This window comes from Corynebacterium sp. KPL3927 (assembly GCF_040225835.1).
Taxonomy (GTDB): domain Bacteria; phylum Actinomycetota; class Actinomycetes; order Mycobacteriales; family Mycobacteriaceae; genus Corynebacterium.
Genome location: NZ_JBEHGD010000005.1, coordinates 1 through 26,548, shown reverse-complemented (window position 1 = coordinate 26,548; position 26,548 = coordinate 1). Strand labels below are relative to the sequence as shown.

Below are 26,548 nucleotides of genomic sequence, written 5' to 3'. Positions count from 1 at the left end.
ACCGTGAGTGAACAACATAACCAACAGCAACCGTCCGGTACCGCAATGCGCGCGCAGACCGCCGCTAAGAAGCTGAATATCTATCTGCCCGCCGCGCCTGAAGAATTTCAAAATAGCGCGGTAAGCCACGAGGAACTGCGCGAGCTGCAGCACAATCCCCCGCAGTGGCTGCAAACGCTGCGCCGCGAAGGCCCCCACCCCCGGCAGGAAGTTGCCCACAAGCTGGGCATTTCCGTCACCGCACTAAAGAAGAATGACATGGATAAGCCGCTGACCACCGCGGAAATCAGCGAGCTATTGGAAAAGCAGCCTGAGTGGCTGCAGCAAGCCCGCGCCACGCTGGCGCAGGCTCGCGGCCACGACGTCCACAAGGACGCCGCAGAGGATTCCTTAGAAGATAAGGACTAAACCAGCTTCCAGTCCTCGAGGCCTTCATACAGCGGGTAGTGCTCGGCGATCTTATCGACGCGCCGACGAAGTGCCTCGACATCGGCGTTTTTGCCCTGTGCCAAGGCGGTACCGATAACATCTGCAACCTCGGTGAAGGCATCCGCATCGAGGCCACGGGTGGCCAGGGCGGAGGTGCCGATGCGCAGGCCCGAGGTGACCATCGGCGGGCGAGGGTCGTTCGGGACCGCATTGCGGTTAACGGTGATTCCTACCTGGTGCAAGAGGTCTTCTGCCTGCTGACCATCGAGCTGCGAATTGCGCAGATCGACCAAGACGAGGTGGACGTCGGTGCCGCCGGACACAACGTCCACGCCAGCTGCCTGCGTATCTTCCGCCAAGAGGCGATCGGCTAAAATGCGGGCGCCCTCAAGGGTGCGCTCCTGACGCTCCTTGAATTCCTCGCTGGCCGCAATCTTCATGGAAATAGCCTTTGCCGCCACCGCGTGCATCAGCGGTCCACCCTGCTGGCCTGGGAAGACATTGGAGTTCAGCTTCTTTGCGTATTCCTGCTTGGCCAAGATCATGCCAGAGCGCGGACCGCCCAAGGTCTTGTGCACGGTGGTGGAGACGATATCGGCGTGCTCGACAGGGTTCGGGTGTAGGCCCGCGGCAACCAGACCCGCGAAGTGGGCCATATCAACCCACAGGTAAGCGCCCACCTCATCAGCGATTTCGCGGAAGGCCGCGAAATCCAGGGTGCGCGGGTAAGCGGACCAACCGCCGATGATAACCTTTGGCTTCTCCTTAAGTGCCTGCTCGCGCAGCTTATCCATGTCCACGCGCATGGTCTCTGGATCTACGCCATAAGCTGCAACATCGTAAAGCTTGCCGGAGAAGTTCAGCTTCATGCCGTGGGTCAGGTGCCCACCGTGGGCCAAGGACAGGCCGAGGATCTTATCGCCCGGCTCCGCGATGCTGGACAGGACTGCGGCATTAGCCTGCGCGCCGGAGTGTGGCTGCACGTTAGCAAATTCCGCGTTGAAGAGCGCCTTCGCGCGGTCGCGGGCGAGATCTTCAACAACATCGACGTGCTCACAGCCGCCGTAGTAACGACGCCCCGGGTAGCCCTCGGCGTACTTATTGGTCAGGACAGAACCCTGTGCCTGCAGGACGGCGCGCGGCACGAAGTTTTCAGACGCGATCATTTCCAGGGTTTCGCGCTGGCGGGAAATTTCTCCCTGGATAGCGCCGAAAACATCTGGGTCAAGATCGCGCAGGTCAGTATTAAAAGAAGCCATATAAGACTAGTCCTCTTCTCGGTAGGAAGCAGTATGAACTATTACATATCATAACCTTTCGGCTACCTTACAGGGGGCAAATTTTTCATTCCCTTATCGCCGCGTGCGACAATTAAGTTATGGCGCGCAACCTGGATTCAAGCCCCTACCTCGACTTTGACCGTGAAACCTGGCGTGAACTCCGTAAATCCATGCCGCAGGTGTTGACAGAAAACGAGCTAGAAGAGCTACGCGGCATCGGCGACCGCATTGATTTGGACGAGGTGGCAGACGTCTATCTCCCCCTCTCCCGTCTTATCCACATGCAGGTTACCGCTCGGCAACAACTCACCGCCGCCACCGAGGCCTTCTTGGGCAACCCACCCACGCACGTGCCCTTCGTCATCGGCGTGGGCGGTTCCGTGGCCGTGGGTAAATCCACCACCGCCCGCCTCCTCCAAGTGCTCCTACAGCGATGGGACTCACACCCGAAGGTGGACCTAGTGACCACGGACGGGTTTCTCTTTCCCACCCAAACGCTTAAAGACCGCGGACTGATGAAGCGCAAGGGTTTCCCCGAATCCTATGACCGCCGTGCACTTATGCGCTTTGTTACCGACGTCAAATCCGGAAAACCCTTGGTCAAAGCGCCGCTGTATTCGCATATCACCTATGACATCGTCAAAGATCGCTATCAAGAGGTCAATCAGCCGGATATCTTGATTTTGGAAGGCCTCAACGTCCTCCAGACCAGCCCCACCTTAACCATCGCGGATCTATTTGATTTCTCCGTCTACGTCGACGCCCGCACGGACGATATTGAACAGTGGTACATCGACCGCTTCCTCACGCTGCGCCACACCGAATTCCGCCGGCCCAATGCCCACTTCGCTGCTTATGCCGATATGAACGATGAGCAGGCGCGCGCCCAGGCCCGCGAGATTTGGCAATCCATTAACCTGCCAAACTTAGTGGAAAATATCCTACCCACCCGCGTGCGCGCATCGCTGGTGTTGAAGAAGGGATCGCATCACCTGGTTGAACAGGTCCGCATGCGAAAAATCTAGCCGCTACTTACCAAAGCGGCGCGAACGCTGCGAATAATCACGCAGCGCGCGCAGGAAATCTACCTTCCGGAACGCCGGCCAATAGGTATCGGTGAACCAGATTTCTGAATAGGCTGCTTGCCACAGCAGGAATCCGGAAAGCCGCTGCTCGCCGGAGGTGCGAATCACCAAGTCCGGGTCCGGCAGGCCCTTGGTATATAGGTGTTCCGTGATTGAGTCTGCGGTGACTCGGTCCGCCATCTCGGCCGCGCTGGTGCCCTTTTCGGCCTCGCTGCGCACCAGCTTCTGAACGGCATCGACGATTTCTTGGCGCCCACCGTAGCCCACGGCCACATTGACGATAACCCCTTGGTTATCCTTGGTTTCCTCAGCGGCGTCAACCATGCGCTGTGTTACCGGCGCGGGCAACAACCCTAAGTTACCCACAAGACGCACCTGGCAATCCAGATCTCCCTGAGACAGATGCGTGACCACATCAGAGATGATGTCAAAAAGCAGCTGCACTTCCTGCTGGCTGCGCTTCAAGTTCTCCGTGGATAAGAGGTAGATGGTGACTACCTCAATATCGGTATCGCGGCACCACGCGATCATCTCTCCAATTTTCTTCGCCCCCTGGCGGTGGCCGTGGCTGATATCCGTAAACCCGGCTTCCCGCGCCCAGCGGCGGTTGCCGTCAGCCATGATCGCCACGTGCTTCGGCTGCGGTCTGCCCTTGATAAGCCGCACGAGGCGTGCTTCATACAGGGGGTACATCAGCCGCTTGAGAAATGTCACGTTGATTACTCCAGCCGCTTAGAAAATCGACTTCTTGCGGTTATCGTAAAGGCCAGCTTCCTTGAGCGCCGCATCCACTGCTTCTTCGTCGAATGGATCGATTCCGTGGTCTTCAGCGAACATGGTGCGCCGACGGAAGCGCGAATAGCGGCGATGGAAGTTCCAGCCCGCTACCAGCACGGCAACGCCCAAGATGGCCAAGATGAGCAGTCCGATGGGCGAGGCTTTGCCAAACTCGGGCCCCATTGGCCCACCCTCAGCACCTTCTGTGCCTTGCGCAAGGACAGTGACATCGTGCGCAGCCAAGAAAAGGGAGTCATAGACGCTCATGCTTTAAGTCTCCTCGTTCTTTTCAATGCCCGCAAATAAATCATTTTCCGGCAGCGACGTCGATACTCGGGTCTTAGCTAATTCAAACTCTTCTGTAGGCCACAGACGCTGTTGAACCTCCACGGAGGTGGCCAAGAAGGCGCCCGCGGGATCGATCTGCGTGGCGTGCGCCCGCAGCGCATCATCGCGGTTTTGGAAGTAATCGGCGCACTCCACCTGCGTGGTAACGCGAGCCATAATATCGCCAAAAGCCGTGTCCCAGCGCGCCAGCATAGGACCATACGGGCTGGGCTTTCCCTCCTCAAGGAGGAGATCGTGAAACATCTTCATGCGTTGGTACACAAAGCCATGCGAGTAGTACAGCTTCAGCGGCTCCCAAGGCTCGCCCAACTCTGGGTGGTAGTCAGGGTCACCAGCCTTTTCCCACGCGATCATGGAGGCGCGGTGGACCATGAGGTGGTCTGGGTGCGGATAGCCGCCATTTTCGTCATAGGTAATGATGACCTGCGGGCGGAATGAGCGAATAACGCGCACCATTTCCTGGGCCGCTGCATCATCGCCCATCAGGGCAAAGCAGCCTTCCGGCAAGAGGTCTTCCATGCTCTTGCCTTCCTCAGGATCCGGCAGGCCGGAATCTACGTGGCCTAACCACTGGTGTTGGACCCCAAGCGCGCGGGCTGCCTTAGCCATTTCCTCGCGGCGTACCTCAGCCATGTTTTCCTTAACGCCAGGACGGTCCATCGCCGGGTTAATAATGTCACCGCGTTCACCACCGGTGCAGGTCAGCACCATTACATCCGCACCTTCTGCAGCGTAACGGGCCGTAGTCGCGGCACCCTTGGAGGATTCATCGTCCGGGTGTGCGTGGATTGCTAGGAGGCGAAAGTCGCTCACTGAAAATCCATCCCCTTTAAAACTAGCTTTTAGAACAGATCACTATCTTAGTAGATAATGGGAAAATGGTACTCCTCGGTTAAAGTAGTGCTATGACTTCCGCCGGAAATTCTCGCTCCTCCGCGCGCTACGGCTCGCGCGATAAATCACAAAAGAACTCTGGTAGCTGGACCAATAAGGCACTGGTGTTGATTTTCACCGCCATGCTCGTCACCCTTCTCTACTACGGCTTCCAGTATTTTCGGGAAAAAGAATCAGTCAATGCGCAGATCTCTATGGTCACCCAGGAGGTTCTGAGCGATGACACCACGCGCGTCTGGGTCGATGTGAGCCGCAATCACACCGATGAGGATGCCTATTGCATCGTGCAGGCCTACGATTACTCCAAATCCGAGGTGGGCCGCCGCGAATTTGCCGTTCCCGCCGGCGGAAATGAAACACATCGCATTGCCGTCGATGTCCCCACCAATGCCCGCGCCGTCGCCGGTGGCGCCTACGGCTGCTCCGGCAATATCCCGGATTACCTGGATATGAACAACCCCGACTACGCGGAAAGTCGCTAGCTCCATGTGCTAGGATTTGTACAGCCTAGAACTGGGCATTTGCCTGGTTGCATACTTAACTTCGGTCCCGCCACCATCGCGGGGCTTTGACCACTATTCCACAGCACGGAAGGTTTTAGAATGGCTGAGCAGCAAAAGCAGTACATCACCCCAGAAACCAAGGCAAAGCTCGAGACCGAGCTGCAGGAGCTTATCGATCACCGCCCAGAGGTTGCGGCGGAAATCAATGAACGCCGCGAAGAGGGCGACCTGAAAGAAAACGCCGGCTACGACGCCGCCCGCGAGATGCAGGACCAGGAAGAAGCCCGCATCAAGCAGATTTCTGAGCTGCTGGCTAACTCCACCACCGAGCGTGGCACCATGCAGGAAGGCGTTGCCTACACCGGCAGCGTTGTCCACGTGTACTACAACGGCGACAAGAACGATAAGGAAACCTTCCTCATCGGTACCCGCGCCGCTGCGACCGATAACAAGGACCTAGAGACCTACTCCGAGCAGTCCCCGCTGGGCGCCGCCATCATCGGTGCGCAGGAGGGTGAAACCCGCGAGTACTCCGCACCAAATGGTAAGACCATTTCGGTAACCATCGAATCGGCTGCCCCATACGATTCCGCCAAGGCCGCCACCCCGCGCGAGTCCTAATTTCCTCCTTCCGCCCCACTACCGCCTTCACTACTCTGGAGAAAGAGCACATCCCCATGAAGAAATTCTCCCGTTTCGCTACCGCTGGATTAGTTTTTACCGCCGGTCTTTCCTTGGCCGCATGCCACCCGCCGAACCAGCAGGATTCTGAATCCGGCAAGATCGAAAACGCATCGACCTTCACCGGCGAGGCACCGGCGCAGAAGAATGCCGAGACGTCTTCATCTGCTGCTACTACCGAACCCGGAGTGGATCCGGAGGGCCTGCACAACGGGGTCGAGGAACCTGAGCAGCAGCCAAACGCCACCGCGACGCAACTGCCGCAATAAAAGAAGTGGGCTGAAGGATTATTTCCTTCAGCCCTTTTTCTTTCCCCCCAATTTACTTTCTAGGATTCTCGCGCCCAATTGCCGATGACCCCAGGCACGACCGCCGGTGGCTCGCCCAACAGATCCCGTTTATTCGGATCGCGCTCAACTTGAGTCGTTACCGCCTTCACCCGATTCTTGTCATTTCCCTGACCCCGGGCTCCCATCATTGGTGCAAAGGCTCGCATGCCTGCGGCCGGCCTCGCGGCAACAGATTTGGTACCGGCGCCAGTGGTGGCGCCTCCCCCGCGCACCACGGCTTCACGTGCAGCGCCCCTTTCCAGGGGTCCTCGGCTACCGTTACCACCGCTGCTATTGCCAGCAGCTTCACCTGCCGCGCGAGGAAGCGCACCTCCCACGCCGCGAGCTCCGACGCTCTCACCGGAACCACCACGCAGAGCTGCTCCGCCACGCGCACCGGTTCCGCCAGCACCCAATCCAGGAGCGGAATTTACGACTGCGCCCATATGTCCGCCTATTCCAGAACCAAGCCTTCCACCCGTACCCAAGGCCCCGCTGCCGATCCCGGCCAGTGGATTGAATCCGCCACCGCGGAGAGCGCCAGGATTCCCGCTTCCGGCTCTCCCGCCTAAGTTAGGAGCACCCGCGGCGTTTGCGATTCCAGTTCCGGTACCTAACCCAGACCCAGTGCCTATCCCCATAGCACCGGGCCCACCGCCAGACATTGACATAGAACCTAACTGACTATGCGGCGTCGTCCCAGGGAGTGAGGCTCCACTGGTTGCGACATCGCGACCGCTGATATCTATTCCATCGCCCACCCCTAGTTGGGAAAGAGCCTTTCTACCGTCTGCATGCAATTGCTCCTGGAATGCGGCGGTCTCCTCTGGAGCCATTCCGACGGATTCCAAATCGTGGACTGTACCATTTGCAACGTCGAAGTTTCCCGGCCCTACATCGCCGCGGGCAATAGCGTCTTGGATCGCGCGCGGCCACACGACATTGTCGGTATTGTATTTCTGGCCATCGCCATTCACACCAGACAAACCGGCGTCAACGCCGCCTCCTCCGGAGGCCGGCGACTGTTCCATCAACGCATGCTGATTTGGCATTGCGTCAATGGCCAACCTTTGAAGATCCGGCTGGAGCTTTGCCAACGCCGCAGTCTCTGCAGCTTTTCGCTCCGTCGGGTCAGGGATCTTCATAATCTCCATCGCCATTGCCATTGCCGACGGCTGAATCATCATCAACCGCGAGTGGAAACCAGTGAGCTTTTCTCCCATTGCTTCAGCATTGGCCACAAAGTGCTTCCCCGAGGCCGCTACCTCACGGATCTTCGTTGCCGCCCGCGACGTCGTTTCGCTGTCATTCTCACTTTCCAAGGAGCCAGCGGCTTGTTCAAGCCCACTCACGATCTCCCGAACCTCGGAACCTAAAGAGCTCCACCGCGCATTGGCCTCGGAGACGCTCCAAATCTGCGTGGACATCAAGTCCGTAGCCAGCTTGGTAATCGATGTGCCGACGTTAACTACAGGCGGCGTAAACATAAACGGGCTATACCCCGGCTCCGGCTGGTCCATAACCGGCATCGATTCAACGCCAATCTCGCCGCCAGCGTCCGCGATATCCATCGCCCTACTATTTGCAGCTTCTTGGGCTTCAAAGCCTCGGGCTTCACGAGCAAGACTGTCGTAGAGCCAATCCAATTGCCCTGCAAAAGAGGTCAACGAATTACTTGCTGAACTAGGATCTGTTTCCAAAACCCTCTGATGGATTGATCCGACATGATCGATCCCTCTAACCGGCGAAAAACTAGCATTCAGCGGCGAGTGCGTTTCTAGGACTGATTGTTTCAAGTTTTCACGCAATGATTCAGTTTTCATCGCAACTGAAGCAACGCTATCAAAGTTGATTTCCATAATTCCCCCCGATTGATTTTATTGAAGTTTTGTCAAAATTTCTCTAGCCTGTGAACATTTCTTCTGGTACGAATCGCTCAAATCAGTTACCGAATGACTGACCTGCAAATAACCCCGATTTGTCAGCAATTCTACCGTGCAAAATATACCCTTGAAATCACTATTTTCAATAACTATTCCTAATGAGGAATCACCTTCGCTATTCTTTGCTTCATTATTACTTGCAGAAATAAGGGTGCTAGTAAAGCCAATCACCCCACTATTGCGTTGATTGGATCCAGCCTTGAATGTACAAAAGGCATAACCAGATTTCCGTTCTTGATCACCTACAGGTAAACCGATCCCAGCAGCCTCCAGCCTGTCCTGTGGAATCTCCGTACATGGATCGAATAGCTCGAAATCTGGATCTGCAGGATCAAATTCTCCCGGTGGCGGTAGTACTCCGGAATCCCCATCTGCCCTGGCGCCGGTCTCCCCCCGAAAACCGGCGCCAGCCCCCGAATTCTCGTCTTTGGAGTGTCCCGAATCCCCCAGATTATCTTCCACGTCATCCCCCTGGTTCCCGTTGGCATCACCCGCGCCATCGGCCGAACTAGTGCCATCAGCTTCTGCCGACATCGCGGCGTCTTCTGATGCGCTCCTCGAGCCGACTTCCGCAGCGCAGCCACTCAGCGCGACCGAACTGACTACCAGCGCTGCTACGGTTGCCTGACGTTTCACAACAATCCTTCGGTTACCCCTTTTAGACGAGCTGGAACGAGAAGAAAATAGAGGAGAGAACTCTCTACCTTCCGGTTTCCCGTTCCCGCCACATAGCATGCATGAATCGTGCAAAAATTTCTTGTCGAGCCCGCAAATTAGTCACTATTTAACTATTTCAGTTATCCCATACGCCACATTTATAACTTTCCACATGGTGAAATTTGCTGCTCATTAGCTGTCTTAAACCTGAATGCGCTCTCCTACCCGCTTAAAGGCTAAAGAACGACTTAACACCCCCTCAATTACCCCAATAATTACACGCCCGTAATCCAAACGCGGACACAAAAATGGCCCGCACCGTAGTGCGGGCCGAAAGCGCGAAAAGGCTTAGTTGCGCTGAACGTAGCTCAACAGGCGAAGAATTTCGGTGTAGAGCCAGACCAAGGTTACGGCCAAGCCGAGAGCTACGCCCCATGCCTGCTTAGCAGGAGCACCGGCGCGGATAAGGCGGTCTGCTTGGTCAAAGTCAGTCAGGAAGGACAGAGCAGCCAAGACAATGCAGACCAAGGAGAAGATGATGGCGAGGGGGCCACCATCCCGCAGTGGGTTGAAGTCGAAGAAGATGGCACCCAAGAAGTTAGCGAGAGCCATGACCGCAACACCTGCGATGAGGCCGACCAAAATCTTGGTGAACTTTGGGGTGACCTTTACTGCACCGGTCTTGTAGACAATAAGCATGCCGATGAACACGCCGATGGTACCGACGATTGCCTGGCCAATCAGCGCCATGCCATTAGAACCACCGATGGTACTGTTCGCGAATACGAAGGAGAAGCCACCAACGAAAAGGCCCTCGAATACTGCGTAGGTGAGGGTCGCGGCCGGCGAGCCCCACTTACGGCCAAAGGAGGCCACGAGTACGGTGATGAATCCGCCAATGCCACCGACGAGCATAAGCATCATGGCTGTGCCTGGGTTCATGGTGCCCAAGTAGAAGTTGATGGCAGCGACCACGATAATAATGCCGAGGGTAATTCCCGTCTTGGTGACGACGTCATCCACGGTCATAGGGCGAGGGGCTTCGCCCGCGTAGCCGGGGTTCTGCTGCTGGCTACTTTCAGTTAGCGAGGTCATAACCGGATTGCTTGAACGCACGGTTGTCCTTTCTCAGTGATGTACAAATCAGCTTTCTCATGTAGATCAACGTCACCACGCCCCATAAAGTTCCTCATTTAGAATAATTTGCTCAAGATCCCAAGAAATTTATTACTGGACCGTTGCCTCCGCTGACGTATCCCGAGCTATGCTGCTAGGAACTTGCTCTCCTGTCGGGTGAGCCGAGGATTTGCTATCCGTAGCTTCGATATAATCTTAGAAGAGGTACCTTCTTCATGAGCTGATCCTCAAGTGCCTAGACAGTCATAATTCGGCCAAGAGTTAAGGAACATCTTGCGATTTACACTCATTTCCACTGCCACAGCAATCATCATGACGCTGGCGGGAGCTAGCGCATTTTTCATCCCTGCATTCATTGCAGTCGGAATTGCCATCGACAGCAACAACCGGAAAAACAGTGCAGCCTAAAATCACTGACGTAGATACAGGCAAAGGGCCGTGAACCGGCGAGGATTGGGCCGCACGCGTCTTTGGCTCGCGGATGTGGTGGGCGAATGGCACGCGACTAGGCCGGGCCCTCCCAGCCAGTTAAAACGCTAGGCCCAGCCATACTAAAAGTCTCGAGACACCATAGGAACGATGTCTCGAGACTTCACAGCGTGCCCCCAGTGGGACTCGAACCCACACTGAATCGATTTTAAGTCGACTGCCTCTGCCGATTGGGCTATGGGGGCGGGCGCAAGGAATAGTGTAGGACACTATTCCTAAAAAGAGTTAATGAGGGGTCGATTCACTAACCAGACCAGCAATGATGCCGTCCAGGATGTCTTTTTCACTGATGAAGAAGCTGCGTGCATCGCTAGTGCGCTCGATGAGCTGCATGATTCCTTCAACTGCTACTGCCCCACCGCCGATGACATCGGCGCGACCCGGGTGAATGACGGGATTCAGGGCGCGTTCCTCCGAGGGAATGCTGACGAGTTGCTTGAGCAGCACCCGCAGGGCATCAAAACGCAGCTCCGAGCCGTGGATCGCATCGGGGTCATAGCGCTCTAGCCCCTGGGCCAAGGCGGATAGCGTGGTAAATGTGCCTGCACAACCCACAATGGTGCGCGCCTTGGACATGGGGACGATCTTTTCCACCTCGCCCATACGCTCTGCCACGTATTCGGAAGCGATCTCTATTTCTGATTCCGTGGGCGGGTCAGTGCGCATGATGCGTTCTGTCAGGCGCACACAGCCCATGTACGCAGAGTGCGAACCTAGAATCTCTTCATCGGCGGTGCCCACGACGAATTCGGTGGAACCGCCGCCTAAGTCAATGACGCAGAAGGGGCCGCGATCGGGCTCCATATCGGCTACCGCGCCGTTGAAGGACAAGAGCGCCTCTTCTTCACCCGAGATAACCTCCGCCTTTGCGCCGGATTCAATCTGGCCCAAAAGCTCGGCGGTCATATCGAAAAATTCCTGCTGGTTCTTCGCATCGCGGGTGGCACTGGTTGCCACCATGCGCACGCGGGTAACCTTTTCGAACTTCATCTGGCGCACATAGCCCTCCAAGGCCACGCGGGCGCGCTCTAAAGCATCGGGCGCGATTTCACCCGTTGCATCCACGCCTTGGCCTAGGCGAATGATTTCCATGGTGCGGGTGATATCGCGCACCTTGCCGTCTTCATCGATTTCAGAAATTAACAGTCGAATGGAATTGGTACCGCAGTCGATGGCTGCCACGCGAGTCATGTCGTACTCCTATTCAGCGTTGGAAAAATCGAACTCTGCTAGGTCAATGCCCAGCTCTTCCACCGTGGGCCAGTCCTGCGGAATCGCCGTACCGCGTAGCTTACCGTGGTCGGCCGCCATGGCCACAGCCTCGGTGCCGAGGCGGAAGTGCTGGGGGCCTTCGGCAAGCGCATAGGCAATGAGCACGTGCAGGCACTTCACTCGCTCCGGCATGCCGCCGCCGGAAAAGTCCGTGCCCAAGTCTTCAATCTCGTTGCGCTTGGCCAAGAAATGCTCGTGGGCCTGGTGATAGTCCGCAGCAAGCTCCTTGTCCTCGGCCAGGCGGGACTCCATCCACTTCATCACATGGGCGACCTCCAACCGGGAGGCTTCCGCGGTCAGGCGAGGATCGGTGAGGTAATACAGCGTGGGAAATGGGGTGCCATCCGGCAACTTAGGAGAAGTTTTAATCACGGCCGGTTGGCCGTCCGGCGTGCGAAAAGATACCTCCAGCACGCCGCGTGGGGTGCGGCCCAATTGCTCGGAGACGATGGCTGAATCTGCATCAGTGACGGTCATGCGAACAATTATCGCACATCGCCGCTTTCCTCAGGCGCTGGCTCAATCGGCAGGTGCTGCGACTCGCGCGCTGGGGCCTCTTCTTCTGGCGGCTGCGCCACCGAATCCCACAGCACCTCAAACCATGGACGCGAATCTTCCTGTGCCTGACTATCGGTAGTGACCTGGTTATCGGGCTGAATATTAGGATCGAGGATGCGGTACGCGGTCTCGCCCTGCTCTACCACGCCGAAGCGCCGCCGGGCTTCCTGCTTGATAAAGTCCTCTGATTTATATTTATCGATCTCTTCTAACAGGGCATCTTTTTCATCCTGCTTCGCCGCAATCGATTCATTCAGCCGGGCGATTTCGGAGCGGCCGTGGTAATAATTGCGCAGCGGCACCGCGATGATGACGAGCACCACCAGCACAAAAACAACGATGACGGTCATGCCAACGATGCTCATGCGATCGGGCTTGCGGTTCTTCTTTTCCTGCGCCCGCTGGGATTTGCGGATATCCGCAGCACGCGAGGCCACCGGAACCCTAGTGCGGCTCCGGCGGCGCTCCGTCTTCTTCTCACGTGCCATAGGATTACTATCCTAGCGCCGCCACACCAGTAACAAGGGCGTGGCACGCGCGGAAATTCACCAACTTTCTCGGGCGATCTCATCGCCCGAGAACATGTGCTGCCCAATGGGCCCTCCGCGGACTCCCTGCGCAGAACTAGGGACACAAAGAGGAAGTCCCCGCCGCACCTTTGTGGGGTGCAACGGGGACCGAATTTCCTAGCGGCGTCTAGCTTCTAGACTAGACCGCTAGGCCTTAAGCATTGAAGCGTGGGAAGGCGGAGCGGCCGGCGTAGACGGCGGCATCGCCAAGCTCCTGCTCAATGCGCAGCAGCTGGTTGTACTTAGCCACGCGCTCGGAGCGGGCCGGGGCACCGGTCTTGATCTGGCCGCAGTTAAGGGCGACGGCCAAGTCCGCAATGGTGGTGTCCTCGGTCTCGCCGGAGCGGTGGGACATCATGGTGCGGTAGCCATTGCGGTGCGCGAGCTCTACGGCATCGAAGGTCTCAGTCAAGGTACCAATCTGGTTGACCTTCACCAGCAGCGCGTTGGCTGCCTTCTTGTCGATGCCCTCCTGCAGGCGAGCCGGGTTGGTGACGAAGAAGTCATCGCCGACGATCTGGACCTTATCGCCAATGGCGGCGGTCAGGGTGGTGTAACCTTCCCAGTCGTCTTCCTGCAGTGGGTCCTCGATGGACACGATGGGGTACTCGTTGATGAGTTCCTCGTAGACCTTGGACATCTCCTCGGCGGTGTGCTCGCCGCCTTCGAAGTGGTACTTGCCGTCTTCGTAGAACTCGGAGGAAGCGACGTCGAGGGCCAAGGCGACGTCCTTGCCCGGCTCGAAGCCGGCCTTCTTGATGGCCTCAACGATGACGTCGAGCGCAGCGCGGGTGGAATCGACGGAAGGAGCAAAGCCGCCCTCATCGCCCAGGCCGGTGGACAGGCCCTTGTCCTTCAGGACGGCCTTCAGGGAGTGGTACACGCCAGCGCCAATACTGAGGGCCTCGGTGAAGGTCTCTGCGCCGATGGGGGCAATCATGAACTCCTGCACATCCACGCCGGAGTCAGCGTGGGAACCGCCGTTCAGGATGTTCATCATGGGAACGGGAAGAACGTGAGCGTTCGGGCCGCCAATGTAGCGGTAGAGCGGCAGCGCGGCGGACTCGGCGGCAGCCTTAGCGGTAGCGATGGACACACCGAGAATGGCATTGGCGCCAAGGCGGGACTTGTTATCCGTGCCGTCCAGCTTGATGAGCGCCCGGTCAATGAGGCGCTGGTCATCAGCCTCGAGGCCAGCGATTTCATCGCCGATTTCCTCGTTGATGTTCTCTACGGCCTTCTGCACGCCCTTGCCTAGGTAACGGTCACCGCCGTCGCGCAGCTCGTGTGCCTCGTGCACACCGGTAGATGCGCCGGAGGGAACGCCGGCAACGCCGTGGGCGCCGTCCTCCAAGAAGACCTCGGCCTCTACGGTCGGGTTACCGCGGGAATCCAAGATTTCGCGTCCAAATGCGTGGATGATACCAGCCATGCTGTAACTCACTCCTTATAGATGATGTTCGTCGCTGAGCCAGTTAGTTCAGTTACATGCCCAATTGTTCCAGAAAACCGCCACGCGTGAGGCTAGCGAGCCGGTTGCGGGACCGAGTAGGCATTGGCCGCATGGGCTACCTTGTCCAGATATTCCCTGGACTGGTTGTAATTTAGGATGGCCTCTTCCCACTGATCCGGGTCATTGAGATCCCTATCACCAAAGCACAAGAGGTTCGCCGCGCCCAGGGCGGCATCGTCAATCTGGTTCGGGTCGGCCTTGCCATCGCCATTGGCATCGCCGCCGGCGGACTCCCACGAGGTGGGGATGAACTGCAATGGACCTACCGCGCGGTCAAATTCCGTATCGCCGTCGATTTCGCCGTTATCGGTATCCGGGGTGTGCGCGGTGTTATTCGAACCATCCAGGGTGATGCCGACGATCGGCGGCTGCGGGTAGCCGTTGTCATCCAACTTGGAGGACTTAAACCAATTGCCGTTATAGGTACCGTGCCGGGTCTCTACAAAGCCCAAGCCTGCCAGGGTATTCCACCGCAAATTGCAGCCTGGGTGCTGCTGCCGGGCGATAAGTTCGGCGTTGCCATAGGCGCGCAGCGCCTGCGGAGGGATATCGGTAGCTTCTGCCAGATCCGATGCCCAGTGGGTGAGCTTATCGGCCGTGCGGCCCGGCGCGTTGACATCGATATTGGCCACCTCTTTTCCACCTACGGGCGGGGTGGCATCTGGGACCGAAGAATCATCGGTGGAATTGGATACAATTAGCCCCATCACCAGCGCAATGATGATCACTACGGCTAGCCCGCAGCCCCCGATTGTTCGCAGCAGCCTGTTCATGAGTAGCCATCCTACTAAGTGAATTTCACCCCGCCGGATAACTACACGCGCCCGCCGCGCGTAAAAGTCGCTGAGCCTTTCGTCCCGCTTTTACTCTCGCGATTTCCCCTCCGCCCAGAGGCGGTTTTGTTCTTCTACACCTACTAATTCCGCCGTGCCGTCAAAGAGGTACGGCGCGCGGGAGCGCATCTTGCGCACGAAGCTGGCGGCGACATCGTCTAGCGAGAAAGTGGAAATCTCGGCGTGAAAAAGCACCTGCAGGAAGATATCCCCTAGCTCTTTGAGCAAATCCTCCTCGGGCGCGCGCTGGCGCACGGCCGCCGCAAATTCCCCTGCCTCCTCTTCTAAGTACGGCAGGAGGGATTCATGGGTCTGCTCGCGTTCCCATTCACCGATGCGGCGGGCCGTCGCCATAGCGCTGCGCGCCTGCATCACGGGATCCTCGAGCGACTCGGCCCTAATGACCTGCTCCCCGGTGGCAATGCGCGCCTGGGTTTCTGGATCGTGTTCATCGGTGGTGACCAAGGTGCCGGTGGCATCATCGCCGCTTAAGAGATCCGAAAAATTCCACCGCACTGGTACCGGTACTTCCCCGGTGAACTGAACGGGTCCATATAACCTGCCATAGGCGCGCATGGGGATCATGGTGGGCCAGCGTTCATCGAGCAACAGGACTGTCATAGCTACAAAGTCTATCCCGTGTGTTTTCTCAAGTTCCCTTTAACGGGGCGGGCGCGGTACTTTAGGCCAATGACCTCCAGCCAAAATAAGTCCCACTCGGTGTCATTGTGGACGCTTGTCGCGCTGATCATCGGATCCACCGTCGGCGCGGGCATATTTTCGCTACCCCAAAATATTTCCTCCGTGGCGGGCCCCGGTGCCATGCTCATCGGTTGGTTGGTGGCGGGAATCGGCATGCTGTCCGTTGCCTTTGTCTTCCAGATTTTGGCGTACCGCAAGCCCCACCTGGATTCCGGCGTCTATTCCTACGTGCGCGCTGGCTTGGGTGATTTCATCGGCTTTACCTCCGGCTGGGGCTACTGGTTGGGCTCGGTGATGGCGCAGGTGGGTTATGCCACGCTGTTTTTCAATACGATTGGGCATTACCTGCCGCTTTTCGATGCCGACCACCAGTGGCCGTCTGCCATCGCCGTCTCCCTGCTGTCATGGGGCATCTTCGCCGTTTTGGCCCGCGGGGTGCAGCAAGCCGCATTCATGAACCTGGTGACCACGATTGCCAAGATCGTCCCTATCTTGGCCTTCATCGTCTTAGTCGCGTTCATCGGCTTCAGCTGGGATAAAGTCACCTTGGACTTCTGGGGCCGAAACTCCAATGCCAGCGTCTTTGAGCAGGTCCAGGGCATCATGCTCTTTACGGTCTGGGTCTTTATCGGTGTAGAGGGCGCCTCCGTCTATTCCAAGCAGGCCGCTAAGCGCACCGATGTTGGCCGCGCCACCGTCATTGGCTTCTTCTCCGTGCTGGCGCTCTTGGTCTCCGTTTCCACGTTGAGCTTTGGTGTGATGACGAAGGAGGAGCTGGCCGCACTGCCGGATAATTCCATGGCCTCGGTGCTCACAGAGGTAGTCGGTCCCTGGGGCGGCGCGCTGATTTCCATCGGCCTGTGCCTCTCGGTCCTCGGTGCCTACGTTTCCTGGCAAATGTTGTGCGCTGAGCCCATCGTCATGATGGCCATCGATGGCCTTATCCCCCGCCGCATCGGCACCATCAATGTGGCCGGCGCCCCGTGGGTAGCACAGCTGATTTCCACCTCCGCGATCCAGATCTTCATCGTCGTCTTCTACGTCAACGAGGCGTCCTATGCCGCAATGGTGCAACTGGCCACCATCATGTACCTCCTACCCTATATCTTCTCTTCGCTGTATCTGTTGCTGCTAGCGATACGCGGCAAGGGCGTGACCCACCCGCACGCCGGAACGCGGTTCGATCTCTCTGGGCCGGATATTCCCAGACGCGAAAACCGGCGCCACTTTGGCATCGCGCTGGTGGCCTTTGTGTACTCGCTGTGGCTCATTTATGCCGCCGACCCGGTTTATATTCTCTTTGGCGCCCTCGCCGTCGTGCCGGGAATTATCCCGTACGTGCTCACCCGCCTATCGCGCCGCGAGAAGCTTTTTAATGGATTTGAGTGGTCAATCGTCATCGTGGTGCTGGTGGCCGCCACCATCGCCGCGGTCGGCCTCGCCCAAGGATCGCTGGAGCTCTAATCACCTGCCCCGCCAGCCGGGCCAGGTCGGTACCCTCACCCCGCCATCGCAAGTGGTCTTGACCACAGACAGTTTAATACGGTTATAACACCCCACTAATTCCTGTGACTATCACTTTTGGAGCACTTGTGACTCAAAGCAATGTTAGCGTCATGCCCTCTGCCACTCCCGCTGGTTCGGACCCCGCGGCAGGCAAGGCTTGGGCGGAGCGGATTAAAGAGTTGGCGGAGCAGCGCAATGCGGTGATCCTGGCGCATAATTACCAGATCCCGGAGATCCAAGACGTTGCCCACCACACCGGCGATTCTCTGGCGCTGTCCCGCAAGGCGGCGGAAACCGATGCAGATATCATCGTCTTTTGCGGCGTGCACTTCATGGCGGAATCCGCGAAGATTCTTTCGCCGAATAAGAAGGTCCTCATCCCCGATGAGCGCGCTGGGTGTTCCCTGGCGGATTCCATCACCGCCGATGAGCTGCGCGCATGGAAGGCCGAGCACCCCGCTGCCCTCGTGGTCAGCTACGTCAATACCACCGCCGAGGTCAAGGCGCTGACCGATGTCTGCTGCACGTCCTCCAATGCCGTCGACGTGGTCAACTCGCTGCCGGCGGATAAAGAGATCCTCTTTTGCCCAGACCAGTTCTTGGGCGCCTACGTCAAGCGCGAGACCGGCCGGGAAAATATCCGCATTTGGGCCGGTGAGTGCCACGTGCACGCGGGCATCAGTGCCCAGCAGCTGACCCAACAGACCCAAGATAACCCGGACGCGGACCTGTATATCCACCCGGAGTGCGGCTGCTCCAATTCCGCGTTGTACCTGGCCAACGAGGGCTTGGTGCCACAAGAGCGCGTGCACATGCTCTCTACCGGGCAGATGATCACCCAGTCCCAGAAGCAGCCCCAAAACAAGGTGCTCGTTGCCACCGAGACCGGCATGCTGCACCAGCTGCGCCAGGCCGCCCCAGACGTCGATTTCCAGGCCGTCAATGACCACGCCGAGTGCAAGTACATGAAGATGATCACCCCAGAGGCCCTGGAGCGCTGCCTGATGGAAGAGACCGATGAAGTTACGGTGCCAGAGGACATCGCGAATGCGGCGCGCAAGTCCCTTGAGGCCATGATTTCCATTGGCAACCCCGGCGGGGGCGAGTAAATGGGAAACCTGCGCCTGCCGGATTGCTCCGCGCTCATCGCCACGGCCTTGGATGAGGATTTCGCTTACGGGCCGGATTACACCTCGCTTGCCACGGTGCCGGGTAAGGCCCGCTGCACGGCGGAGTTCACCGCGCGCGAGGCCGGCACCATCGCAGGCTTGGGCCTTATCGAGCAGGTCTTTGACGCGACCGCCCAGCGTTTAAGCCAGTGGGGCGTGGATACAGGCGCCGCGCTTGCCGATGCCCCGACCCCCACCATCACACTCCGCTCCACCGACGGCGACCGCGTTGCCCCAGGCCAGGTCATCGCCACGGTGCAGGCCCCTACCCTCTTGGTGCTCGCCGCTGAGCGCACCATGCTCAATATGGTCTCGCACGCAAGCGCCATCGCGACGCAGACCCGGCGTTGGGTCGATGCCATCGCGGCAACGGCGGAGGAAACGGGGACTCCGGATAGCATTAAGCAGGCAAAGGTACGCGATACCCGCAAGACCCTGCCTGGCCTGCGCGCGCTGCAGAAATACGCCGTGCGCGCCGGCGGCGGGGCAAACCACCGCATGGGCTTGGGCGATGCCGCCATGATTAAGGACAATCACGTGCTCGCCGTGGGCGGCAGCGTGTCCACGGCCCTGCGCCGCGTGCGCAAGCATGCCCCGGATATCCCCTGCGAGGTCGAGGTCGATACCTTGGACCAGCTCGAGGAGGTCCTCCCGCTGCACCCGGATATGGTGCTGCTGGATAACTTCGCGCTTGCCGATGTCCACACCGCCGTCCACCGCCGCCAAGCGCTCAGCCCAACCACGGCGCTAGAAGCCTCCGGCGGGTTGCAGCTTGAAAACGCCGGCGAGTACGGCATCTCAGGCGTGGACTATATCGCCGTCGGCGCCCTCACCCACTCGGTGCGCGTGCTGGATATCGGCTTGGACTTCTCCTAAGCGCCGAGGGGCTACGCGCCCTTCGGCTTCTCGCCCATCGGCTACTCGCCTACGCTGATGACCGACCCGGCGCCGGCTTCCTCGCCGGAGACGTTGATGGGTTGGACATCAAAAAGCGCGCTCAAAAAGTCCGCCGCCCACTGGATAAGCTCCTCATCGCGCAGCTTGGGCGAGGTGACATTGCGCCCAGCCTTGGGGAAGGGCACGTTGATGGCCTTGGCCGCGGCCCGGAAGCTCGAGCCCGGGTAGAGGCGCTTCAAGCGTACCTGCTTGGAATCCGGCAGCTCGACCGGGTGGAATTTCACGCGGGTGCCCTGCACCGTAATGTCTGCCACCCCGGCGCGGCGGGCTTGGTGGCGCAGGCGCGCCACGGCGAGCAAGCGCTCGACTTCCTTGGGTAAGGTGCCGAAGCGGTCTTCCATTTCCTCCCGCGCCGCCGCGAGATCCTTATTATCCTGCGAGGCCGCGAGCTTGCGGTAGACCTCCAAGCGCAGGCGCTCGGAATCGATATAGGACTCTGGAATGTGGGCATCCACGGGGAGATCGATGCGGATTTCCTTCGGGCCCTCGTCCGTCACCGCGGGGGCCTCGCCGCGGGCCAGGGACTTGAAGGCCTCCACGGCCTCGCCGACCAAGCGCACGTAGAGGTCGAAACCCACGCCTGCGATATGGCCGGATTGCTGGGCGCCCAGCACGTTGCCGGCACCGCGCATCTCCAAGTCCTTCATGGCCACGGCCATGCCGGCACCCAGATCATTGTTCTGGGCGATGGTGGCCAGGCGGTCATAAGAGGTCTCAGTCAGCGTGGCGCCCTTGGGGTACAGGAAGTAGGCGTAACCGCGCTCGCGGGAGCGGCCCACGCGCCCGCGCAGCTGGTGTAGCTGCGACAATCCCATGTGGTGGGCATTTTCCACGATGAGCGTATTGGCATTGGCGATATCCAGACCGGTTTCCACGATGGTGGTACACACCAAAACGTCATACTCGCGGTCCCAGAATCCTTGGACGGTCTTTTCCAGCAGGTCCTCATTCATCTGACCGTGGGCAACCACGATGCGGGCTTCTGGCACCAAGTCGCGCAGTTCGCGCGCCTTCTTTTCAATATCGGAGACCTTATTGTGGATAAAGAAGGTCTGACCATCGCGCAAAAGCTCGCGCCGAATGGCGGCCGCTACCTGCTTGTCCTCGTAGGCACCAACGTAAGTCAGAACCGGGTGACGGTCCTCCGGCGGGGTGAGGATGGTCGACATTTCGCGGATACCCGCCATGGACATCTCCAGCGTGCGGGGAATCGGCGTCGCGGACATGGTAAGCACGTCAACGCTGGCTTTGAGCGCCTTGATGTGTTCCTTGTGTTCCACGCCGAAGCGCTGCTCCTCATCTACCACGATAAGGCCCAGATTCTTCCAATGCACGCCGGTTTGTAGCAGGCGGTGTGTGCCGACGACGATGTCAATCGAACCATCGGCAAGCCCCTTAAAGATCTCCGTGGCTTCCTTCTTTGAGGTAAAGCGCGATAGGACCGCCATCTTGACGGGGAAACCGGCCATGCGCTCGCTAAAGGTATCGTAGTGCTGCTGCGCCAGCAGCGTGGTGGGTACCAGTACGGCGACCTGGGTGCCATCTTGGACGGCCTTGAAGGCGGCGCGAATGGCGACCTCGGTCTTGCCATAGCCCACATCGCCGACGACCACACGGTCCATCGGCACCGTGGATTCCATATCCTCTTTCACCGCGTCGATGGCGAGCATCTGGTCCTCGGTTTCGACGAAGGGGAAATTGTCCTCCATCTCCGCCTGCCAGGGGTTATCGGGCGCGAACTGGTGGCCCGGTGCGGCCTGGCGCTTGGCGTAGAGATCCACCAATTCGCCGGCAATCTCGCGTACGGCGGCACGCGCCTTCTTCTTGGTGTTCTTCCAGTCCGAGCCGCCCATCTTGGATAGGTGGGGCGATTCGCCGCCGGTGTACTTGCTAAGCAGGTCCAGCGAATCCATCGGCACCCACAGCTGGTCCGCCGGCTGCCCGCGCTTGGAGGGCGCATACTCCAGCACGATGTATTCGCGCCGGCTGGTCTCATCGCCTGATTGGATGGTGCGCTCGGCCATCTTCAAAAACTTGCCGATGCCGTGCGTTTCATGCACCACAAAATCGCCCTGCTTGAGCGCCAGCGGGTCCACCTTATTGCGGCGCTTGGCCGGACGCCGCTTGGCGTCTGCAATATCGCCAACGCGGTTACCAGTCAGGTCCGTTTCCGTGACCACGACGAGCGGCAGCGCCTCGGCGTCTTTGAGCTTGCGCACCTTAGGAAAGACCAAGCCCGCATGGCTGAGTGCCTGATACAAGGTGACCTCGCCCGCGCTGGGTTCCCAGCCGGGGGTGGCCACCTTGGTGCGAATGCCCTGCTCGGCAAAACGCTCCACCATGCGCTTGATGGCACCCTGGGCAGGCGCGATAAACGCCGCGCGCCCGCCAGCGTTGGTATGTGCCAGCAGCTGGGCCATCATGGCGTCGATTTCCTTGATATCGCCGCGCGGGGTGGGCCCAGGCTCAAACTCGAGCGGCAGGGTTTCCTCCTCTGGTCCGGCCAACATGCCCGGTGGGGAAAATGTCCACAGCGGCTGGCCGGCCTCGCGAATAGAGACCTCCAAAGACTCAAAGGAGCGGTAGCTCGATCCTTCGGTATCGAGCCCTTCCGTGGACAAGGGGCCTTCCGCGCCCATGGCGGCGGCCTCCCAGCCTGCGGCAAGGAATTCCGCGTCGGTCTTTTCCAGGTCCTCCACGCGGCGCCTGATCTTTTCCGGCGCCACCATCACCACGTGCGTGGTGGCGGGGAGGAACTCGGAGAGGGTGATCAGTGGGGCATCGGAAAGCACGGGCAAAACCGCCTCCATGCCCTCGGCCGGAATGTGTTCGCTGACCTTGGTCAAAAGCTCTACCAGCGCCGGGTTTCCGGTATGCGTCGCCGCCAATGTGGCCGCGCGCTGCGCTACCGCATCCGTAATCGGCAGTTCGCGGGCGGTGAAGATATCGACGCGGCCGACCTCGATTTCTGGGATGGTGCGCTGGTCAGCAACAGAGAACTGACGAATATCGGTGACCTCATCGCCCCAAAATTCCACGCGCACCGGGTAATCCAATGTGGTGGGAAAGACATCGATAATGCCACCGCGGGTGGCAAACTCACCGCGCTTGGCCACCATGTCCACGTGCTTATAGGCCCTAAATTCCAGGCTGCGCACCACATCGTCGAAGTTGTACTCGTGTTCTTCTTCCAGGTGCACCGGGGCGCGGCCCTCGATTTCTTGCAGGATGGGCTGGGAGAGCCCGCGCGCGGCCGTAACGATAATGCGCAGGTCATCAATGTTGTGCAGCACCTGCGCGCGCTTGCCGATGATATCCACGCCCGGGCTCAGCCGCTCGTGCGGCAGCGTCTCCCAAGAAGGAAACATTGCGACCTTGTCGCCCATCATGGCGGTAAGCTCCGCGGTGAGATCCTCAGCCTCGCGGCTGGTGGCCGTGACCGCCAGCACCGGCGCGTGGTGGGCCAAGGTGCCAAGAGCCCAAGGGCGCGCCTGATCAATACCCGTAATGTGCAGGTCCTGGCCCACATTGGCCACAAGCCCCTTGAGCTTCGGGTCCGTGGCCGCGACCTTAAGCAGACCTGCCAGCATTGGCGTCGCCATTTACTTCCTGCCTCCTAGCTTGGGCTTAATTTCCATACCGGACAAACCATTCCAGCATAGATTGACTATATGCGTAGCGACGACTTCCTTATCCGGTTTATCCGGGCTGCGCTCATCCAACCACCACTGCGCCGTGGTAGAGACCATGCCAACGAGGGCCTGCCCATAAATATTGGCTAACTCCGGATTAATACCGCGGTGCTCAAAAGCTTCGCCCAAGATATAGGCCACCTGCCCCACCGCGGCATTGAGCAGCGTAGAAAAACTGCGCTCCTCGCCCGGCTTCGAATCGCGTACCAGAATGATGAAACCATCGGTTTCTTCCTCGACGTAATTCAGCAGCGCCATCACGGCCTGCTCAATGCGCTCGCGCCAGCTGCCTTCTTCTAAAGAATCCCTGATGACTCTTTCTAGCGCCAGCATCTCCCGATCTACGACCACCGCATACAGGCCTTCTTTGCCCCCAAAATGCTCATAGACCACCGGCTTCGATACGCCGGCGCGGGACGCAATCTCTTCGACGCTAGTGCCTTCAAACCCCAATTCCGCAAAGGCGGCGCGCCCAATGGAAATCAATTGCTCGCGGCGCTCGCGTCCGGTCATTCTCTGTCGAACCATGCCTTCTACCATATCCTTTGGCCCACCCCTACCTAGTAATTTGTTATTTACCCGGGGGCGTCAGGTACGCTATAGCTACAGCAATCGCTGTGGTTCCCCATGGTGTAATCGGCAACACTGCGGTTTTTGGTACCGCCATTCTAGGTTCGAGTCCTGGTGGGGAAACATTTTCGCAGCCCTCTCTAAAGGCATAAACGCCGGCGAGAGGGATTTTTTAGTTTTCCCGTTCCTGCGGTCTCGGGTTAAACGACAAAATGTGTTGTTTTCTGGCGTGTCGGGGTAAACGACATTTTGTGTTGGTGGACTGCGTGGTTTAGGGCATGTGGCCTTTGCGTATTCCCATAGAGTGGTTGTAGGCAACTGTCGAAAGTTGCTGGTCGGCCGTATTCACGGCCGATGGTGGCTTGTGTTTCTTGGTTGGCTAGGGTGTGTGCTTTGGCTCGTGGGTCTGCGCCCTGATTCGCCCACTTTCCTGGGTCGGCCTCTAGCGCGAGTGACAGTGGCTTTACAGGCGTTCCATCGCCATCGCTGGTGCATAGGTGCTTGTAGTCCCGTATTTTGGTGCACACCTCGCTACAGACGGGGCATCGAGGATGATTCTTACTCATCCATTCATCGTGAACCTCAGCGCTTAGCACATCAGCACGCCCCCGGCGGTATTTCAGGTCCGAGGCTGCGTTATGTCTCCGGATAAGTGAAATAATCCTAATACCAGCAGGCCAGACGGGCTAAACATATAACTTCACCAACACATCCTGTCGTTTAGGCCGCGGTCTCAGAAAGAAAACTGTCACCAAGAGAATCGCCCAACCGCGAAAATCTACTAATCTCAGGGCTCGCTGTCTTTAGCGATCACATTCACCGGTGGCAAATTAATGCTTATTCTTCCCTCTCCCCAGGACCAATAGATCAACCCGCGGAAAGAGGCCCTGCACAGGCTCATCGATGCAATCCCTCCACGTATTTATCCCCCCTGTAGATCCTCAAGATACGCAGAGATTGACCTCCCTAAGTTTTAGAGGAAAAGTTAAAACACACCTGACTCATTCCTGTGTGTTCCGACACAAAAGCTGAATATTTTATAAATAAGCATTAGTATGTTTCCGGTGTAAACACCCACCTTTTGAAAACAAAATTCCACCAAGGAGGAATCATGCTGCGCAAAGCATCCGTCGGACTTACCACCCTGGCCATTGCCACCACCACCGCAGTGGCACCGGCACTCGCTGAAGACACCACTCCCGAAACCACTGCAGCCGAGACCACCGCAGCGGTAGAAACCACCACCGAGACCACCCCAGAGCAGGATGACAACGGTTCCGCCAAGCTCAACAAGGAGAACATCCACGACAAGCTGGACGAGCTCTCCAGCAAGCACCAAGATAACAAGCAGGATCTCGACGGCAAGCACGAAGAGCACAAGGAAAACTTCCACGCCAAGCTCGACGAGCTCTCCAGCAAAACTGATGACTTCAACGAAAAGGCCGAAAAGTTCATCAAGAACATTGACTTCAGCAAAATTCAAGACGCGCTGAAGGTCATTGAAAAGATCATCGAAATCTCCGCTAAGCTCGCCTAACTCAAACGATCTCCACAATTCCACCAATGCTCTGGGTGTATTCCAAACACCCAGAGCATTTCTCTTTTCTCAAATTCACCGAGCTACCCCCTCCTTAAGGGCAGATCCCCTCCAGGATTAAGGGGAAACCGGTCATAAGAAAACCGTCCAGTGCGCCGCGTGCGCATTGGACGGTCTCGCTGGGTTCCCAAAAGAACCAATTATTGAGTGCCCTGTATAGCCACAAAGCCAATACAGAAGCGGGATGACCTATTTAGCGGTCGACGTCAAGGACTAGGCCGTTCTTGTCGATGTCGACGTCAACGCCACCAACTTCAACTTCCCAGTAGCCATCATTGTCCCACTTGACCTTGCCTTCGCCATTGTGGGCACGCTGCAAAACCTGAGTCACTTCATCCTTAGTCAGACCTTCTTCATTCAGGTCACGCTCTGCTTCACCGGAGTAACCGATGATTTCGGTGGGCAGGTCGTTGGTGGCAGCGTTGCCACCGCCCTGACCGGCGTTGCCACCATTCGCGTTAGCGTCAGCACCAGAGGTGACGGTGACGGTTTCCTTGCCACCATCCTTATTGTTCTGGTTGCTCTGATCCGCTGGTGCAGCAGTCTCAGTGACGGTCACCGGAGCGGAGCTGCCATCATCGCTGCAGGCTGCCAGGGTCAGGCCCAGAGCGGCGGTTGCAGCTGCGATGGAAACGCGGCGGAAATTATTCGATTTCATGTCTTCAACCCTTCTTATGAGTCTTGTGAGTTTTCCCAACGATTGCTGGGGAGGCGGTGTCTAGCCTCTGAGAACTCCAGCTCGACACGGTTAGTGAGTATACCTATAGTGACATATCATTTAGCTATCCCACCTCTAAAATGTGAGGCATATATCACAGTAGCACGCAGCGTGACGATGGTTATGTTTGCCTTAAATTGATTAGGCCACCCTTCTAAAACAGGTGCCCATGACGAATGCGCTACGAGCGTGTCAAGTAGTTTATTAGGGAGATCGGGATTATAGGTATCAGTCAAAGCTATTGGGATAAGCCACGGCCATTTGGGCCCGAACCCCGGAAAGTGGACACGGGGATTTAATCAAGATGCGATAGTAAGTGTAGCTGATCCGGCGGCTTCGA

At 58.1% G+C, this 26,548-nt stretch carries 25 protein-coding genes, 1 tRNA gene and 2 pseudogenes; 9 read left to right on the top strand and 19 right to left on the bottom strand.

What is annotated here, in order from left to right:
- Positions 1-3 precede the first annotated feature (3 nt).
- On the top strand, positions 4-408 hold the full coding sequence (locus ABRP86_RS03950; protein WP_034658360.1) for a DUF5997 family protein: 405 nt from the start codon (positions 4-6) through the stop codon (positions 406-408).
- On the opposite strand, the gene glyA is transcribed toward ABRP86_RS03950, so the two are convergent.
- Complete coding sequence (gene glyA, locus ABRP86_RS03945; RefSeq protein ID WP_349852544.1) at positions 405-1,688, bottom strand: serine hydroxymethyltransferase; 1,284 nt, start codon at positions 1,686-1,688, stop codon at positions 405-407. The genes ABRP86_RS03950 and glyA overlap by 4 nt on opposite strands.
- A 119-nt stretch (positions 1,689-1,807) precedes the next feature.
- Between glyA and coaA the strand changes: the two genes are divergently transcribed.
- Complete coding sequence (coaA, locus tag ABRP86_RS03940; protein WP_349852542.1) at positions 1,808-2,734, top strand: type I pantothenate kinase; 927 nt, start codon at positions 1,808-1,810, stop codon at positions 2,732-2,734.
- 3 nt (positions 2,735-2,737) lie between these two features.
- On the opposite strand, the gene ABRP86_RS03935 is transcribed toward coaA, so the two are convergent.
- From ABRP86_RS03935 to mca, 3 genes are read right to left on the bottom strand one after another with little or no spacing between them, the layout of a single operon-like run.
- Complete coding sequence (locus tag ABRP86_RS03935; RefSeq protein WP_284771501.1) at positions 2,738-3,508, bottom strand: isoprenyl transferase; 771 nt, start codon at positions 3,506-3,508, stop codon at positions 2,738-2,740.
- An 18-nt stretch (positions 3,509-3,526) separates the two neighbouring features.
- Complete coding sequence (locus ABRP86_RS03930; protein ID WP_239267964.1) at positions 3,527-3,838, bottom strand: hypothetical protein; 312 nt, start codon at positions 3,836-3,838, stop codon at positions 3,527-3,529.
- A 3-nt stretch (positions 3,839-3,841) separates the two neighbouring features.
- Positions 3,842-4,732: a mycothiol conjugate amidase Mca gene (mca, locus tag ABRP86_RS03925; RefSeq protein ID WP_239267966.1), complete on the bottom strand. Its 891-nt coding sequence runs from the start codon at positions 4,730-4,732 to the stop codon at positions 3,842-3,844.
- Positions 4,733-4,824: 92 nt separating this feature from the next.
- Between mca and ABRP86_RS03920 the strand changes: the two genes are divergently transcribed.
- The 3 genes from ABRP86_RS03920 to ABRP86_RS03910 all read left to right on the top strand — a co-directional run bounded on the left by ABRP86_RS03920 (position 4,825) and on the right by ABRP86_RS03910 (position 6,266).
- Positions 4,825-5,295 carry a DUF4307 domain-containing protein gene (locus tag ABRP86_RS03920; RefSeq protein WP_349862589.1) on the top strand — a complete coding sequence of 157 codons (471 nt, stop codon included), beginning with the start codon at positions 4,825-4,827 and terminating at the stop codon, positions 5,293-5,295.
- A gap of 120 nt (positions 5,296-5,415) precedes the next feature.
- Complete coding sequence (gene greA, locus ABRP86_RS03915; RefSeq protein ID WP_284769952.1) at positions 5,416-5,937, top strand: transcription elongation factor GreA; 522 nt, start codon at positions 5,416-5,418, stop codon at positions 5,935-5,937.
- Positions 5,938-5,993: 56 nt separating this feature from the next.
- Positions 5,994-6,266, top strand: a complete 273-nt coding sequence (locus ABRP86_RS03910; protein WP_349862588.1) for a thiamine biosynthesis protein X — start codon at positions 5,994-5,996, stop codon at positions 6,264-6,266.
- Between the two features lie 59 nt (positions 6,267-6,325).
- Here ABRP86_RS03910 and ABRP86_RS03905 read toward each other — a convergent pair whose 3' ends face one another.
- The 10 genes from ABRP86_RS03905 to ABRP86_RS03860 form a co-directional block, all read right to left on the bottom strand.
- On the bottom strand, positions 6,326-7,993 hold the full coding sequence (locus ABRP86_RS03905) for a hypothetical protein (RefSeq protein ID WP_349862586.1): 1,668 nt from the start codon (positions 7,991-7,993) through the stop codon (positions 6,326-6,328).
- A 210-nt stretch (positions 7,994-8,203) separates the two neighbouring features.
- Complete coding sequence (locus ABRP86_RS03900) at positions 8,204-8,905, bottom strand: DUF3558 family protein (protein WP_349862584.1); 702 nt, start codon at positions 8,903-8,905, stop codon at positions 8,204-8,206.
- 369 nt (positions 8,906-9,274) lie between these two features.
- Complete coding sequence (locus ABRP86_RS03895) at positions 9,275-10,042, bottom strand: Bax inhibitor-1/YccA family protein (protein WP_349862582.1); 768 nt, start codon at positions 10,040-10,042, stop codon at positions 9,275-9,277.
- A 621-nt stretch (positions 10,043-10,663) separates the two neighbouring features.
- Positions 10,664-10,737, bottom strand: a tRNA-Leu gene (locus ABRP86_RS03890).
- Between the two features lie 40 nt (positions 10,738-10,777).
- The gene (locus ABRP86_RS03885; RefSeq protein ID WP_023026138.1) at positions 10,778-11,743 is read right to left on the bottom strand and encodes a Ppx/GppA phosphatase family protein; all 966 of its coding nucleotides are present in this window, start codon (positions 11,741-11,743) and stop codon (positions 10,778-10,780) included.
- A gap of 9 nt (positions 11,744-11,752) precedes the next feature.
- Positions 11,753-12,301, bottom strand: coding sequence for a DUF501 domain-containing protein (locus ABRP86_RS03880; RefSeq protein WP_349862581.1), 549 nt, complete (start codon positions 12,299-12,301; stop codon positions 11,753-11,755).
- Positions 12,302-12,309: 8 nt separating this feature from the next.
- Positions 12,310-12,870: a septum formation initiator family protein gene (locus ABRP86_RS03875; RefSeq protein WP_349862579.1), complete on the bottom strand. Its 561-nt coding sequence runs from the start codon at positions 12,868-12,870 to the stop codon at positions 12,310-12,312.
- 235 nt (positions 12,871-13,105) lie between these two features.
- Positions 13,106-14,383, bottom strand: coding sequence for a phosphopyruvate hydratase (gene eno / locus ABRP86_RS03870; RefSeq protein ID WP_349862578.1), 1,278 nt, complete (start codon positions 14,381-14,383; stop codon positions 13,106-13,108).
- A 92-nt stretch (positions 14,384-14,475) separates the two neighbouring features.
- Positions 14,476-15,237: a lytic transglycosylase domain-containing protein gene (locus tag ABRP86_RS03865; RefSeq protein ID WP_239270115.1), complete on the bottom strand. Its 762-nt coding sequence runs from the start codon at positions 15,235-15,237 to the stop codon at positions 14,476-14,478.
- A 90-nt stretch (positions 15,238-15,327) separates the two neighbouring features.
- A complete protein-coding gene (locus ABRP86_RS03860) occupies positions 15,328-15,918 on the bottom strand; it encodes a MazG nucleotide pyrophosphohydrolase domain-containing protein (protein ID WP_349862577.1) in 591 nt (196 codons plus the stop codon).
- Positions 15,919-15,987: 69 nt separating this feature from the next.
- Between ABRP86_RS03860 and ABRP86_RS03855 the strand changes: the two genes are divergently transcribed.
- The 3 genes from ABRP86_RS03855 to nadC all read left to right on the top strand — a co-directional run bounded on the left by ABRP86_RS03855 (position 15,988) and on the right by nadC (position 19,550).
- The gene (locus tag ABRP86_RS03855) at positions 15,988-17,463 is read left to right on the top strand and encodes an amino acid permease (protein ID WP_349862575.1); all 1,476 of its coding nucleotides are present in this window, start codon (positions 15,988-15,990) and stop codon (positions 17,461-17,463) included.
- Between the two features lie 128 nt (positions 17,464-17,591).
- A complete protein-coding gene (gene nadA, locus ABRP86_RS03850; RefSeq protein ID WP_502880300.1) occupies positions 17,592-18,614 on the top strand; it encodes a quinolinate synthase NadA in 1,023 nt (340 codons plus the stop codon).
- Positions 18,615-19,550, top strand: a complete 936-nt coding sequence (nadC, locus tag ABRP86_RS03845) for a carboxylating nicotinate-nucleotide diphosphorylase (protein ID WP_349862573.1) — start codon at positions 18,615-18,617, stop codon at positions 19,548-19,550.
- Between the two features lie 41 nt (positions 19,551-19,591).
- On the opposite strand, the gene mfd is transcribed toward nadC, so the two are convergent.
- The 4 genes and pseudogenes from mfd to ABRP86_RS11630 form a co-directional block, all read right to left on the bottom strand.
- Positions 19,592-23,233, bottom strand: a complete 3,642-nt coding sequence (mfd, locus tag ABRP86_RS03840; protein ID WP_349862572.1) for a transcription-repair coupling factor — start codon at positions 23,231-23,233, stop codon at positions 19,592-19,594.
- The gene (locus ABRP86_RS03835) at positions 23,234-23,851 is read right to left on the bottom strand and encodes a TetR family transcriptional regulator (protein ID WP_349852515.1); all 618 of its coding nucleotides are present in this window, start codon (positions 23,849-23,851) and stop codon (positions 23,234-23,236) included.
- 313 nt (positions 23,852-24,164) lie between these two features.
- A pseudogene (locus tag ABRP86_RS11635) lies at positions 24,165-24,300 on the bottom strand (IS1249 family transposase); the annotation flags it as partial.
- Between the two features lie 37 nt (positions 24,301-24,337).
- Positions 24,338-24,459 (bottom strand): annotated as a pseudogene (locus tag ABRP86_RS11630) (transposase-like zinc-binding domain-containing protein); the annotation flags it as partial.
- A gap of 545 nt (positions 24,460-25,004) precedes the next feature.
- Here ABRP86_RS11630 and ABRP86_RS03830 point away from each other — a divergent pair.
- Positions 25,005-25,430 carry a hypothetical protein gene (locus ABRP86_RS03830; RefSeq protein ID WP_349862570.1) on the top strand — a complete coding sequence of 142 codons (426 nt, stop codon included), beginning with the start codon at positions 25,005-25,007 and terminating at the stop codon, positions 25,428-25,430.
- Between the two features lie 253 nt (positions 25,431-25,683).
- Here ABRP86_RS03830 and ABRP86_RS03825 read toward each other — a convergent pair whose 3' ends face one another.
- The gene (locus ABRP86_RS03825; RefSeq protein ID WP_349862568.1) at positions 25,684-26,148 is read right to left on the bottom strand and encodes a hypothetical protein; all 465 of its coding nucleotides are present in this window, start codon (positions 26,146-26,148) and stop codon (positions 25,684-25,686) included.
- Positions 26,149-26,548: the final 400 nt, after the last annotated feature.

Coding starts and splice junctions, on each gene's coding strand:
- ABRP86_RS03825 (WP_349862568.1), bottom strand. CDS start 26,148: ATGAAATCGAATAATTTCCGCCGCGTTTCCATCGCAGCTGCAACCGCC.
- eno (WP_349862578.1), bottom strand. CDS start 14,383: ATGGCTGGTATCATCCACGCATTTGGACGCGAAATCTTGGATTCCCGC.
- ABRP86_RS03855 (WP_349862575.1), top strand. CDS start 15,988: ATGACCTCCAGCCAAAATAAGTCCCACTCGGTGTCATTGTGGACGCTT.
- mfd (WP_349862572.1), bottom strand. CDS start 23,233: ATGGCGACGCCAATGCTGGCAGGTCTGCTTAAGGTCGCGGCCACGGAC.
- ABRP86_RS03880 (WP_349862581.1), bottom strand. CDS start 12,301: ATGACCGTCACTGATGCAGATTCAGCCATCGTCTCCGAGCAATTGGGC.
- ABRP86_RS03835 (WP_349852515.1), bottom strand. CDS start 23,851: ATGGTTCGACAGAGAATGACCGGACGCGAGCGCCGCGAGCAATTGATT.
- greA (WP_284769952.1), top strand. CDS start 5,416: ATGGCTGAGCAGCAAAAGCAGTACATCACCCCAGAAACCAAGGCAAAG.
- coaA (WP_349852542.1), top strand. CDS start 1,808: ATGGCGCGCAACCTGGATTCAAGCCCCTACCTCGACTTTGACCGTGAA.
- ABRP86_RS03930 (WP_239267964.1), bottom strand. CDS start 3,838: ATGAGCGTCTATGACTCCCTTTTCTTGGCTGCGCACGATGTCACTGTC.
- glyA (WP_349852544.1), bottom strand. CDS start 1,688: ATGGCTTCTTTTAATACTGACCTGCGCGATCTTGACCCAGATGTTTTC.
- ABRP86_RS03830 (WP_349862570.1), top strand. CDS start 25,005: ATGCTGCGCAAAGCATCCGTCGGACTTACCACCCTGGCCATTGCCACC.
- nadC (WP_349862573.1), top strand. CDS start 18,615: ATGGGAAACCTGCGCCTGCCGGATTGCTCCGCGCTCATCGCCACGGCC.
- ABRP86_RS03875 (WP_349862579.1), bottom strand. CDS start 12,870: ATGGCACGTGAGAAGAAGACGGAGCGCCGCCGGAGCCGCACTAGGGTT.
- ABRP86_RS03920 (WP_349862589.1), top strand. CDS start 4,825: ATGACTTCCGCCGGAAATTCTCGCTCCTCCGCGCGCTACGGCTCGCGC.
- ABRP86_RS03860 (WP_349862577.1), bottom strand. CDS start 15,918: ATGACAGTCCTGTTGCTCGATGAACGCTGGCCCACCATGATCCCCATG.
- ABRP86_RS03910 (WP_349862588.1), top strand. CDS start 5,994: ATGAAGAAATTCTCCCGTTTCGCTACCGCTGGATTAGTTTTTACCGCC.
- ABRP86_RS03865 (WP_239270115.1), bottom strand. CDS start 15,237: ATGAACAGGCTGCTGCGAACAATCGGGGGCTGCGGGCTAGCCGTAGTG.
- ABRP86_RS03885 (WP_023026138.1), bottom strand. CDS start 11,743: ATGACTCGCGTGGCAGCCATCGACTGCGGTACCAATTCCATTCGACTG.